Below are 12,353 nucleotides of genomic sequence, written 5' to 3'. Positions count from 1 at the left end.
GAAGATCGAACCATGAGGAAAATGATCCGAACCGGAATCATCGGTTTGGCCGCAATGTTTGCGCTGGCCGGTTGTGGCTCCGGTGATCCACTGGATTCCGGGGAGTCCTCAGCCTCCGGGAAGGGCGAGCCGATTGTCATCGGTTCACAGGACTACTACTCCAGCGAAATCATTTCTGAAGTCTATGCCCAGGCACTGGAGGCCGAGGGCTACAGCGTGGACCGCCAGTTCCGCATTGGACAGCGTGAGGTCTATGTTCCGGAGCTGGAGTCCGGAGACATCGATCTTTTCCCGGAGTACACCGGTCCGCTGCTGCAGTACTGGGAGCCGGACACCGAGGCACGGCTGTCCGATGACGTCTATGAGTCATTGAAGAAGGCGGCCCCGGACGGGCTGCGCGTGCTGGAACAGTCCCCGGCCACCGACCAGGACTCCTACACGGTCACCAAGGAGTTTGCCGAGCGTTGGGGAGTCGAGACGATTGACGACCTGGCCAAGGTCACCGAGCCAATGACCATGGGGGCGAATTCCGAGGCCGAGGAACGCCCCAACGGACCGAAGGGCCTAAAGGAAACCTACGGCGTCGATGTGGGCTTCACCCCGATCGAGGACAGCGGTGGCCCGCTGACCGTCAAGGCACTGAATGACGGTTCCATTCAGCTGGCCATCATCTACACCGCCGACCCAACCATCGCCCAGAACAAGCTGGTGCCGATCAAGGACACCAAGGGGCTGTTCCTGGCCTCCCACGTGGTCCCGCTGGCCAGCGACAACGTGGATCAGGGAGCAGAGGACGTGATCAACAAGGTCAGTGCCGCCATGCAACCCGAGGACCTGCTGAACATGAACCGGCGCAGTGTGGCGGACCAGTTGCCCGCCTCGGAGATCGCCCGAGAATGGCTGCGCAAGGCGGATCTGGGCTAGCTTCCCCTAGGCCACTGTCACAGGCCCTGACGAATCACCCGCGGGTGGTTCGTCAGGGCCTTATGCGTTGGCCAACGAGCGAACGCGTGAGCCTGTGGCCGCGCTAGCTGCGGGCCTGAACGTCCTGGTCGGCCCCGCGCATGATCTTTTCCAGATCGTCTTCCTCGGGCACCGACAGGTAGCGCTCCAACGAGTCATTGAGCTCGCGCAACCACGGAGTGTGGTGCACGGCCGCCATGGTTCCAGTCATCACCGATGGGTACACCTGATCTCGGTAATTGAGGATGTTGTGCTGCTTGTCGTTCTTCCAGGACAGGAAGATGCGTGAAACCTCATCCAGATCGAACATCGGGTAATCGGTTTGCTCGATCAGATCCCGGATGTAGTCGGCCTGGAAATGAACCTCATCGGCGGCCGATTCCAGGCTGTGAAGCCGATCGAGCCAGGTCTCGATGCTGCGGCGCTGCTCCGCCTTCCCCGGCAGCTGCGCACGCCCCAGGATCACGTCGCGCACGTACCACGCCTGGGCGTCAAACATGTTGAACGTGAACCACTGATCCTGCGAGCCGAGGTAGAACAACTTGTTGTTCGCTTCGCTGACCACCCCGCGGTACAGCGTATCCGGGTAGAGGTTATTGGGGGAGGACAGCGCCAGGTGGGAAGGAAGGAACGGATAGTGGTGCAGGTAGCCGGTACACAGCACCACGGCATCGAAGCGCCGTGATTCGCCGTTGCTGAAGTGGGCGGTGGATCCTTCGAACCGCTCCACCAGCGGCAGTTCCTCCATGCCTTCTGGCCAGTCAAAGCCCATGGGGGCACTGCGGTAGCTCATGGTGACCGAGCGGGCACCCATCTTAAAGGTTTGCACCCCGATGTCTTCGGCAGAGTAGCTCGCACCGATCAGCAGGACATCCTTGTCGGCCAAGCCCTCCGCGCCGCGGAAGTCGTGGGCGTGCAGCAGCTGACCCGGGAAAGTCTCAATCCCCTCAAAGTCGGGAACATTGGGGAAACTGAAGTGTCCGGAACCGACAATCACTTGATCGAATTCACTGGTCTCGGTCGTACCCGATTTCAGGTCCTCAACGGTCAGGGTGAACTTCTGACTGCTTTCATCGAAGTCGACCCACCGTACGATCGTGCTGAAGCGGACAAACTGCTTCACCCCCGACTTTTCGGCGCGGCCGTTGATGTAGTCCCACAGCACAGCGCGAGGCGGGTAGGAGGAAATCGGTCGACCGAAGTGTTCATCAAAGGTGTATTCCGCGAACTCCAGTGCTTCCTTCGGCCCGTTGGACCACAGATGCCGGTACATGCTTGAGTGCACCGGCTCACCGTGGCGGTCCAGCCCGGTTCGCCAGGTGAAGTTCCACTGCCCACCCCAGTCATCCTGCTTCTCGAAGCAGACGATTTCCGGGATTTCTGCTCCCTTTTTCTTCGCGGATTCGAACGCTCGAAGTTGCGCCATTCCGCTGGGTCCTGCACCGATAATTGCGACGCGTTGTGCCAATAGTACCTCTCCGGCTTAGAGCCTGATCTCATTCGTCGCGCGGCAAACCAAACAAAAAATCCGACTGATGTTCGCCGCGCGGAAGAACAGGCACCAGCCGCCATCTCGGCTAAACGCAACAAAAAGTGGTCACTTGCCGAGGAAAAATCTCACCAATTCTGGGAGCCAATGTCTTTCAGTCTAGCAGAACTCGGCTCCGCACCTGCGGAAATATGCGCGTGATCCATGCGGGCGACGCGCTGATCGACGTAGAAATTCCGTGCTGAGTAGGGCATTGACACCCTGTATTTGATAGGTGATCCACGGTATATGGACGAATATTCGGATAATGTTATGGTGCAAATGCGTGGAATCAGATTACAGAATACGATTGAAATCCAGAACGTGCGGGAGCGCAATGCAGCTGACGAATGCCGGAGGGATCCAGGCAATATTCCGTACGCGAATCTCAGATGGCACGCTGTCAAATTGGTGGCCTGATTTATCACGAATAGCGTCATGCTCCCGGCATCCGGGGAAGGTCTTGCCCTGTGGGCATCCTGGCCCATGTCGCCCGTGCGCCATCTCTTGCTAAGCTCTGCTGCATGGTGGCCTGGGACGAATCACTCGAAGTCCTGGTGCTGCCCAACGGCAGTACGGTCCGTGGGCTTCCCAGACGAATCGCGTTCCAATTGACCCCACCGCCTGAGCTGCTGGTCCGCCTGGCTGGGCGCAGGCCGGTTCAGGATGATCCGCACCAACGATGGATCAAATGGCCGGATTTTCGGGCCCCCACCGACACCGGGCAAGCGCTCAACGAGCTGCAAACGGCGTTCGAGCGCTGCGCCGAGGAGCGGGGGCTGATCAGTTGCCGGGGAGGTGTTGGGCGTACCGGTACGGCGCTGACGGTCATGGTCATGCTTGCCGGGATGCGTTGCGGGTGCGCTGTCGAGTGGGTGAGGTAACGCTACTCTCCGCGCGCGGTCGAAACCGTGTTTCAGCGTCGCTGGCTGAATACTGTGGACGATATTTTGTTCGCCTAGGAGCACCGTCGAGCGCGGCGATAAAGTTGGGGAACAGGCCCCAGGCTGGGCCGGTGAGGCAGCCACGGGTAACGTACGACGAGGAGAAACGGTGAGCGAGCACGGCATGACCAAACAGGACGAACTTCACCCGGGCAGCAGCATCGTGGCGATTCGGGACGAAATCCAGCGTCTTGAGGATCCTCGGATGCGGGCCGTCAATGAGAAGCAGGGCAATGACTTCGGCATCAACCTGACCAAATTGCGGGCGATGGCCAAGGCCCTGAAAACGAACCAGGAGCTGGCCGAGGAGCTCTGGCAAAGCGGGGAGAGCACCCTGCGGCTGCTGGCGCTCCTCATCTGCCGCCCCAAGGCCTTCAGCCAGGAGCAGCTCGATGCTTGGTTGCGCGAGGCCAGGGTTCCCAAGGTGCAGGACTGGTTGCTGAACTACGTGGTGAAGAAGAGCAAGTTCCTCGAACCGCTGCGGCAGTTGTGGATCGGGGACCTCGATCCCGTAATTGCCAGCGCAGGCTGGGAGCTGACGGCCCACCAGGTCATCAGGGCCCCACAACTGCTGGAGTTTGCGGCCTTGTTGGACACCATCGAGGAGCAGATGGCTGCCGCGCCAGAACGTCTGCAGTGGTCCATGAACACCACACTGGCCCAGATCGGCATCAACCACCCGAAGCACCGCGAACGGGCCCTGGCCATCGGAAACAGGCTGCAGGTCCTGGCCGACTACCCCACCTCCCCGGGCTGCACCTCACCGTTCGCCCCGGAATGGATCAACGAAATGGTGCGCCGCCAACAAGCCGCGGCCCAATAAACCCGGCGCCCCGCATCTGCGGCCTCACCCGTCCCACACATGCAGAAAGGCTCCACCGCAATTTGCGATGGAGCCTTCAGCAATTCACCAGTTGGGAATCGACAGCTAGGCGACGTCCTGTGGCTGACGGTTGCGGTAGCTGAGCTTGGAGACCAGCCAAAGCAGACCGGTCAACCCCAGGGTCAGCAGCAACTGGGTGCGCGCGGTCACGTCAGTCATTGCAATGCCCACCACGGCCGCCATCGCCGCAATGGTGGCCAACGACAGGTACGGGAAGCCCCACAGACGCAGCGGCATCTGCAGGTTCTCGCGATCTGCCCGGCGGCGCAGCACGAACTGGGTCACCGCAATGAACGACCAAATCACGATGATGGTTGAGCCGACCACGTTCAGCAGCAGCGGCATGACCACATCGGGCCAGATCCAGTTCAGTCCCACCGCAATGAACGAGAAGGACACCGACCAGACCACCGCGTTGGCCGGAACACCCTTGCCGGTCACGTGGGTGACTGCGGTGGGGGCCATCTTGCGGGTACCCAGCGAGTAGAGCATGCGCGAGGCGCCGTAGATGTTCGCGTTCATGGCCGAGAGCAGGGCCACCACGATCAGCAGCGACATCATCAGTTCGACACCCGGCACGTGGAGCACCGACAGCACGGCGGCGAACGGGCCCTCGACAACCTCTGGTGAGTTCCACGGCAGCACGGCCACGATCACGATGATCGAACCGAGGTAGAAGAACAGGATGCGCAGCATCACCTGCGAGACGGTGCGCTTGATGTTGCCGGCCGGGTCATCGGACTCGGCCGCCGCGATCGAAACGACCTCGGTACCGCCAAAGGAGAAGATCACGATCAGCAGCGCCGCAGCGATGCCAGCCATGCCGGCCGGTGCGAACCCGCCATGGGCGGTGAAGTTTGCGAAGCCAATGGGCTGGTTGGTGGGGATCACGCCCACGATCACCAGGGCACCGAGCACCAGGAAAGCCAGGATGGCGGCGACCTTGATGAACGCGAACCAGAATTCGAACTTGCCGTAGTTGCCCACACCCAGCAGGTTGATGCCGGTGAACAGCACCACGAAGGCCAGTACCCACGCCCACTGGGGGATGCCGGGGAACCAGATCACCAGCATCGCGGCGGCGCCGGTGGCTTCGGCGGCAATCACCACCACCAGCTGGATCCAGTACAGCCAGCCCACGGTGCTGCCGGCGCTGCGGCCCAGGGCCTTGTGCGCGAACGTGCTGAAGGCACCGGCGGACGGGTTGGCGGCCACCATTTCGGCGAGCATGGCCATGATGACAATGACAATCGTTCCGGCCAGCAGGTAGGAGATCAGCACGGCGGGCCCGGCGATGGAGATCGCCTGGCCCGAGCCGACGAACAGACCCGCGCCGATGGCCCCGCCCAGGCCCATCATGGAAATCTGGGAGCGGGTCAGACCCGAATGCAGCGCATTGGAGTCAGTGCTCTTGGTGGTGGTCCTGTGTTTCACATCAGCCCCGTTCATGCGTTGACCCCGGACAGTTTGGGAGCCAGGGCGGCCAGCACCCGGTCCACGTCCTCGGCGGTCCCCGAGGAAATCCGCAGCCCCTCGCCCGGGAAGGCGCGCACAACCACACCGCCGGCGTCCAGGGTTGCCTCCAGCTCACTGGTGCCCTCACCGGCCGGTACCCATACGAAGTTCGCCTGGGACGGCACGGCCGGGTAACCGGCGGCGATCAGGCCCTGGTAGAGCCGCTCACGCTGTTCAACGACCTCGTTGATCCGCAGCGCCAGTTCGTCCTCGGCGGCCAGGGAGGCCACCGCCGCGGCCTGGGCCAAGTTGGTCACGCCGAACGGGACGGCGACTTTGCGCAGGTTTTCAGCCACCGGCTCTGGGCTGATCGCGTAGCCGATGCGCAGACCCGCCAGGCCGTAGGCCTTGGAGAAGGTGTGCAGCACGGCCACGTGCGGGTACTTGGCGAACAGGGCCAGCCCGTCGGCGCGAACCTCTGAACGGTCAAAATGCACGTACGCCTCATCGATGACCACCAGCACATTGCGCGGAACGGCGGCGACGAACTTCTCCAGCGCCTCGGCCTCCAGAACGGTGCCGGTCGGGTTGTTCGGGTTGCAGATGAAAATCAGACGGGTGCGGTCGGTGATGGCATCGAGCATGGCCGGCAGGTCATGGCCGTAGTTCTCATCCAACGGCACCTGCACCGGCACGGCGCCGGAAACGCGGACCAGGGAGGGGTAGGCCTCAAAGGAGCGCCAGGCGAACATCACTTCATCGCCGGGACCGGCGACTGCGTGGATCAGCTGGGCTGCCACCTCCACCGAACCGGAGCCCAGGGTGATGTTCTGCGGCTGGACGCCGTTCTTTTGCGCCAGCGCGGCAATGACGTCTCTCGCCCCCATGTTCGGGTAGCGGTGAATCATTTCCAGCTCCTGGCCCACCGCCTTGACGACCGAGGGCAGCGGAGGGTTCGGGGATTCATTCGAGGAAAGCTTGGAGGCTCCCGGGGCGGCAGCCTTTCCCTGACGGTAGGCAGGTACCAGCTCCAGGCCTGGGCGGTGGTGGATGGTCATGACATTCCTCTCTGAATGGAACATGCGCCCTCCCGGTGGCCGCGGTGGCGGCGGTACGGGCAGTGGCAGGTGGGAAGCGTTTGGACGCGGCCGCGAGACTAGGACATCAACCAGTGCCGGGCCGGGGGATGACTGCCGTATCGGTGCCGCGCGCCAACGCGGTGGACACCAAGTTTGGTCGACAGCTGGAATTGCGTGCTCATTCCCCGGATTCTGTTCCTCGTGCTTGGCCGTAATTAAAGCCCTGTTCGGTGAACAGGATCACGAACTGTGATGGTAGAAGTCTCATTGCGCCCACTGCAAGTGGTGCGCACCACACTGTGCGAATTGACCAACTTCTGGCTACGGCGGAGGTATTTCACTATACAGACTGTATAGCTAGAACCTGTTAATCTTCCCGGTCTGCCTGAGCCTGGACGAGCGGGAGGGTGCGGCCCTGAAAATGCTCGCGCAGGGCCAGTGCGGAGGAGGTTCGGGCGACGCCCGGCACCTGCGCAATGCGGTCGAAGACATCCTGAAGTTCCGAGGCGTTGCGCGCCACGACCCGCAGCTGCAGGTCAAAGTCGCCGGTGACCGTGTACATGTCCATGATTTCCGGGATGCTGCGCGCCAGGGCGCCGGTGACCCGCTCGTGTCCGAACTTCTGGTTGATCTCCACGGAGCAGAATGCCACCAGCTGGTATTCGAACCCGGCCGGCTGGATCCGTGGAACGATCGCCTCGATGACCCCGTTGTCCTGGAGTCGGGACAGGCGGCTGGTCACGGTTCCGCGGGCGACCCCCAGCCGACGAGCGCACTCCATGGCTGGCAGCATGGGGGAGTCGGTGAGTAATTGGATCAGCTGGGCATCCAATCGATCAAGTCGCACGGGGTCGGTCCTCGCAGTTGGTGGCTTGGGTCTCATCCCAGATTACCGTTCCGGTGGGAAAGTCCTCTCCCGAATAGCGCGTGGGCTGCATTCTCTGCACCGCTCGGTGGGGTCTCTGGCCCTGGTTCAGGGGCGAAGGGCCGCCCCGGCCATGTCTCAATGCCATCCATGGGTTACTGTGACGTAATCTACATAGAAGGTGATGGCCGGCTCCGCCAGGCGTAGACGCCTGCGGCAAGATCCGCTGATCGAAAGCGGGGGAAGGACTGAGGATGAATCACCAAGACTCCTTGGAATCGGTGCGGGGGATGACGGTGCTGATCACCGGTGCCGCCCAAGGCATGGGCGCCATCTTTGCCCGGACGGCCGCGGCGGAGGGGGCTCAGTCACTGTTCCTCTGGGACATCAATGAAGAATTGCTGCAGTGCACCGCCGATGAGTTGCGCCAGCAGCACCCGCAGGTGGCGATCCATGCTCAAGTGGTCGACTTGAGCACTCGCGCATCGATCGAGCGCGCCGCCGAGAAGGTACGCCACCATGGTGGGGTGCAAGTGCTCATCAACAATGCCGGGGTCGTGACCGGCGGAGCCTTCATGGACCAGGAGCCCGACCACATTGAGGCCACCCTTGCGGTGAACACCCTAGCTCCGATGTACCTGGCCTCCCACTTCCTTCCCGGGATGCTGGCCAGCCGCGGCCCGGGGCGGATCCTGACGATCGCCTCGGCGGCGGCCCTGGTCTCCAACCCGAACATGAGCGTTTACGCGGCCTCCAAGGCGGCCGTGTTGACCTGGAGCGATTCGGTTCGTTTGGAGTTGGAGCGGGTCCGGGGACACCAGGTGAAGATCACTTCGTTCTGCCCCACCTATGTCTCCACCGGGATGTTCGCCGGGGTCAACAAGATGCTGTTCACGCCGATTTTGTCCCCGGAACAGGTTGCGAGGAAGGCGTGGGAAGCGATGCTGCGTGGCACCCCGATTGTGTTAATGCCGTGGACAAGCAAGCTGGGCCAAGTGCTGCGTGGGCTGCTGCCCACTTCGCTATGGGACCGGCTGGCCGGAGGGCCGCTGGGAATCTACCGATCCATGGATGGCTTTACCGGCCGCACCGCCGCTCAGAGCCAGCCCCGACCGGACGGCAGAGGCTGATCCCTAGCTGTCTCGGCTCGGTGGGCAGTGATTTTCCCTCAGAGGGTACCGGCCTTTCGGCGTTGTCGGTAGGCTAAGGACTGCGCAGGTCCGGGCCTTGCAGCCCGCGGCCCGATGGCGCCAGGAGGGCTGGCGTTTGTTCAACAGGCCTGTGGTCGGGAAAGCCGGGAGGCAGCAATGGCCTATATCGTTCCGAATATTTGGTGCAACGGCAATGCGCAGGAAGTCGGGGATTTCTACGCAGGGATTTTTCCGCGCACCACCAGTGAGGTTGAGTCGCGGTACCCGACCCAGGGTCTGCTGGACTTCCAGCAGCTGTTGGCAGGGGAACCACTGACGGTCGCCGTTGATGTCAACGGCACAAAGATTACCCTGGTGAACGCCGATGACAACTTTCGGCCCAATCCCGCCATTTCCTTCACCGCCAATTTCCACCCGGCGTTCTTCGGGGGAGATCCGGGACAAACCCAGACCGCGCTGGACCAGGCATGGCAGCGGCTGAGCGAGGGCGGACAGGTCATGATGGAGCTGGACGAGTATGAGTTCAGTCCCCGGTACGGGTGGGTGGAGGACCGCTACGGGGTTAGCTGGCAGTTGACCCTGGTGGACCAGGGGGAGAGGGTGCCCGAGTTCTTGACTCCGTGCCTCATGTTCTGCGGACCGGCGCAGAACCACGCCACCGAAGCCGCGGACTTCTACGTAGCCACTTTCAGCGACAGCAAGCCGGGGCAGCGCTTCCACTATCCCGAGGCCAATCCGCCGGTCACCACGGAGTCGGTGATGTACTGTGACTTCACTCTCAAGGGTCAGATGTTCTCGGCCATGGATTCCGGAGTGGAGATGGCTTTTACCTTCACGCCCGGTGTTTCCCTGGAAGTTGCCTGCCGTGACCAGTCTGAAATCGACGCGCTCTGGGAGGCGCTCTCGGCCGTCCCTGAGGCTGAGCAATGCGGCTGGTTGACCGACAGGTTCGGTGTCAGCTGGCAGATCGTTCCGCAGAACATGGGGGAGCTGATGCAGCTGTCCGGTGCGTTCGAAAAACTCATGGGGATGAAGAAGATTGTGATAGACGAATTCTAGATGCCGTTCTTGACCGATCTGTGAAGAAAGGGAGACTTCCCGGTTCCGGCAGGCGGGCAGAATGGCTAGGGTCCAGCACGCACGGTGCGGCTGGACCCAGCATGACGCCGACCTGAGCGAGTTGTGGCTGACGTCCGGTACTTGAGTCATTTGCGAACAAATGGCTCCCCCATGTGTACCACTCACTTCTAAGTGTTCCTCAAATTGTGGAGAAAACCGTGGTCAGCGGAATATTCACCCCACAAATCACCCCTGTCACCCTCAATGTGACAGAAAGCGCCGACTCAGCGTTGGCGTTGCACTCGCTGCTCATCCCATACCGGGGTGTCGGACTCGTAGATCCGTCCGTCGGCCCCGAACACCCAGAACCGATCGAAGGACCTGGCGAACCAGCGGTCGTGGGTTACGGCCACCACCGTGCCCTCGAAGGCGTTGATGGCGCGTTCCAGTGCTTCCCCGGAATGCAGATCCAGGTTGTCGGTGGGCTCATCGAGCAGCAACAGGGTGGCACCGGATAACTGCAGCAGCAGAATCTGGAAGCGTGCCTGCTGCCCACCGGAGAGGGATTCAAACTTTTGCTCCGACTGCCCGGCTAGGCCGTAGCCGTCAAGGGCGGCGGCTGCGGCTTCGCGGGGCAGCCCGCTGCGGTGCTCGTCGCCGCGATGCAGGATCTCCAGCAGCGTGCGGCCGAACAGATCCGGGCGCGTGTGCGTCTGGGCGAAGTAGCCAGGGCGGATTCGTGCCCCAAGTTTCACCGTGCCCGCATGGTTGACCGGAGCGATCTCGACGTCCGAGACCGGGAGGTGTTCGCGTTCTGGATCAGTGCCACCGGAGGCGAGCAAGCGCAGGAAGTGGGATTTGCCCGACCCATTGGATCCCAGAACGGCCACCCGGTCGCCAAACCAGATCTCGTTGCTGAAGGGTTTCATCAGGCCCGTGAGTTCCAGCCGTTCGGCGACCACTGCACGCTTGGCGGTCCGCCCGCCCTTGAGGCGCATCTGCACGTTTTGTTCCAGTGGAATTGCCTGCGGGGGACCGTCCTGCAGGAACTTTTCCAGCCGGGTTTGTGCCGCGTGATAGCGGTTGGCCATGTCCGAACGGAACGCGGCCTTCGTCTTGTACATGTTCACCAGCTCCTTGAGCTTGGCATGCTCCTCGTCCCAGCGCTTGCGCAGCTCTTCGAAGCGTTCGTTGCGTTCGCGGCGGGCCTCGACATAACTGCCGAAGGAGCCGCCATGCACCCACGCCGTGGCGCCGCTGTGCCCGGGTTCAAGGGTGGCGATCCGAGTGGCGGCGTTATCCAGAAGTTCCCGGTCGTGGCTGATGAACAGCACCGTCTTCGCCGATTCGTTCAGCCGCTGCTCCAACCACTGTTTCCCCGGGACATCCAGATAGTTGTCCGGTTCATCAAGCAGCAACAGGTCGTCGGGTCCGGCAAACAACGCCTCCAGAACCAGACGCTTTTGTTCACCGCCGGAGAGCGTGGAGGCCAGACGTCCTGCCGCCGCCTCGAATTCCACCCCCAGCGCAGCCATGCAGACCTTGTCCCAGGCGGTTTCCAGCTCATATCCGCCGGCGTCACCCCATTCGATGATCGCCTCGGCGTACTTCATGTGCACTTTTTCGTCTTCCGACTCCAGCATTTTGGCTTCCAGGGTGGCCACCCGCTCGGCAATGGCCGACAGCTGCGGTGTGGCGGTGGAAAGCAGCAGATCCCGCACGGTGCTTTCGTCGCGGACTTGGCCGATGAACTGACGCATGATGCCGAGGCTTCCGGAACGGCTGACCGCGCCGTCATCGGCTTTGAGGTCCCCGGCGATGATCTTGAACAGCGTCGTCTTGCCGGTGCCGTTGGGGCCGATCAGGGCCGTTTTGGAACCTTCGGTGACCTTGAAGCTGACGCCGCCAAGGAGTTGCGTGCCGTCGGAAAGGAAGTACTGGATGTCGGATACGTCGATGTGTGCCACCGCTCCATCCTATCGACGCGTCGGCGTCCTTCGTTCATGCGGCCAGTGCCTGCGGTGCCAACGCCGGTTGATCGTCGGCGCTTCGGAGCCATCGGGCATGGTTGTCAACATCCATTGACGGCCGTGGCAAACTGTGTCACCTTTAATTGACAACTTGGCAGGAGGGTACAGGGAAATGAAAACGAATCTGCGCCAGGATGACGGACGGGACCCCATCCGGGAGCTGGGTGACATCGTGGCCCAGAAAAAGGAGCTGGCCCGTCGTGAGGCCGCCGCGGTTCGCAGCGCCCGCACCGCGGGGATGAGCTGGTCGGGGATCGCGACGGTTTTGGGCATCAGCCGACAGGCGGCACACCGGAAGTACGGAAAGAAATAGGGACCCGGGACACTTTGCGTCGCCGGCCCGCCGGGTAGACGCGAACGCCCCGGAACGACGAGCGTTCCGGGGCGTGAGCCAAA

At 62.2% G+C, this 12,353-nt stretch carries 11 protein-coding genes; 6 read left to right on the top strand and 5 right to left on the bottom strand.

The window, feature by feature from the left end; translation table 11 throughout:
- Positions 1–12 precede the first annotated feature (12 nt).
- Positions 13–924 (top strand): ABC transporter substrate-binding protein, encoded by a 912-nt coding sequence (locus AC6I21_RS08295; RefSeq protein WP_497762167.1) that lies wholly within the window; start codon positions 13–15, stop codon positions 922–924.
- Positions 925–1,027: 103 nt separating this feature from the next.
- Here the strand turns inward: AC6I21_RS08295 and AC6I21_RS08290 are convergent, their stop codons facing one another.
- Entirely contained in the window at positions 1,028–2,431 is a 1,404-nt protein-coding gene (locus tag AC6I21_RS08290) for a trimethylamine monooxygenase (protein ID WP_497762166.1), read from the bottom strand.
- A 530-nt stretch (positions 2,432–2,961) separates the two neighbouring features.
- Between AC6I21_RS08290 and AC6I21_RS08285 the strand changes: the two genes are divergently transcribed.
- Together AC6I21_RS08285 and AC6I21_RS08280 are read left to right on the top strand one after the other, a co-directional pair.
- On the top strand, positions 2,962–3,375 hold the full coding sequence (locus AC6I21_RS08285; RefSeq protein ID WP_497762165.1) for a protein-tyrosine phosphatase family protein: 414 nt from the start codon (positions 2,962–2,964) through the stop codon (positions 3,373–3,375).
- 184 nt (positions 3,376–3,559) lie between these two features.
- Entirely contained in the window at positions 3,560–4,258 is a 699-nt protein-coding gene (locus AC6I21_RS08280) for a DNA alkylation repair protein (protein ID WP_497763411.1), read from the top strand.
- Between the two features lie 105 nt (positions 4,259–4,363).
- Here the strand turns inward: AC6I21_RS08280 and AC6I21_RS08275 are convergent, their stop codons facing one another.
- The 3 genes from AC6I21_RS08275 to AC6I21_RS08265 form a co-directional block, all read right to left on the bottom strand.
- Positions 4,364–5,752 (bottom strand): amino acid permease, encoded by a 1,389-nt coding sequence (locus tag AC6I21_RS08275; RefSeq protein ID WP_497762164.1) that lies wholly within the window; start codon positions 5,750–5,752, stop codon positions 4,364–4,366.
- Positions 5,753–5,763: 11 nt separating this feature from the next.
- Entirely contained in the window at positions 5,764–6,831 is a 1,068-nt protein-coding gene (gene hisC, locus AC6I21_RS08270) for a histidinol-phosphate transaminase (RefSeq protein ID WP_497762163.1), read from the bottom strand.
- Between the two features lie 388 nt (positions 6,832–7,219).
- Entirely contained in the window at positions 7,220–7,699 is a 480-nt protein-coding gene (locus tag AC6I21_RS08265) for an Lrp/AsnC family transcriptional regulator (RefSeq protein WP_138177634.1), read from the bottom strand.
- A 272-nt stretch (positions 7,700–7,971) separates the two neighbouring features.
- On the opposite strand from AC6I21_RS08265, the gene AC6I21_RS08260 reads away from it, so the two are divergent.
- Positions 7,972–8,847, top strand: coding sequence for an SDR family NAD(P)-dependent oxidoreductase (locus tag AC6I21_RS08260; RefSeq protein WP_497762162.1), 876 nt, complete (start codon positions 7,972–7,974; stop codon positions 8,845–8,847).
- Positions 8,848–8,961: 114 nt separating this feature from the next.
- Entirely contained in the window at positions 8,962–9,927 is a 966-nt protein-coding gene (locus AC6I21_RS08255) for a VOC family protein (protein ID WP_497762161.1), read from the top strand.
- Between the two features lie 284 nt (positions 9,928–10,211).
- Here AC6I21_RS08255 and AC6I21_RS08250 read toward each other — a convergent pair whose 3' ends face one another.
- A complete protein-coding gene (locus tag AC6I21_RS08250; protein ID WP_343830476.1) occupies positions 10,212–11,894 on the bottom strand; it encodes an ATP-binding cassette domain-containing protein in 1,683 nt (560 codons plus the stop codon).
- Between the two features lie 175 nt (positions 11,895–12,069).
- Between AC6I21_RS08250 and AC6I21_RS08245 the strand changes: the two genes are divergently transcribed.
- Positions 12,070–12,270 (top strand): AsnC family protein, encoded by a 201-nt coding sequence (locus tag AC6I21_RS08245; RefSeq protein ID WP_396276713.1) that lies wholly within the window; start codon positions 12,070–12,072, stop codon positions 12,268–12,270.
- Positions 12,271–12,353: the final 83 nt, after the last annotated feature.

It is taken from the genome of Glutamicibacter sp. St.4D3 (assembly GCF_059728615.1).
This window is presented reverse-complemented; position numbering and strand designations above follow the sequence as displayed.

Bases quoted from the DNA above. Each gene is read 5' to 3' on its own strand.
- AC6I21_RS08295 (WP_497762167.1), top strand. From the start codon at position 13: ATGAGGAAAATGATCCGAACCGGAATCATCGGTTTGGCCGCAATGTTT.
- hisC (WP_497762163.1), bottom strand. From the start codon at position 6,831: ATGACCATCCACCACCGCCCAGGCCTGGAGCTGGTACCTGCCTACCGT.
- AC6I21_RS08280 (WP_497763411.1), top strand. From the start codon at position 3,560: ATGACCAAACAGGACGAACTTCACCCGGGCAGCAGCATCGTGGCGATT.
- AC6I21_RS08255 (WP_497762161.1), top strand. From the start codon at position 8,962: ATGGCGCCAGGAGGGCTGGCGTTTGTTCAACAGGCCTGTGGTCGGGAA.
- AC6I21_RS08260 (WP_497762162.1), top strand. From the start codon at position 7,972: ATGAATCACCAAGACTCCTTGGAATCGGTGCGGGGGATGACGGTGCTG.
- AC6I21_RS08245 (WP_396276713.1), top strand. From the start codon at position 12,070: ATGAAAACGAATCTGCGCCAGGATGACGGACGGGACCCCATCCGGGAG.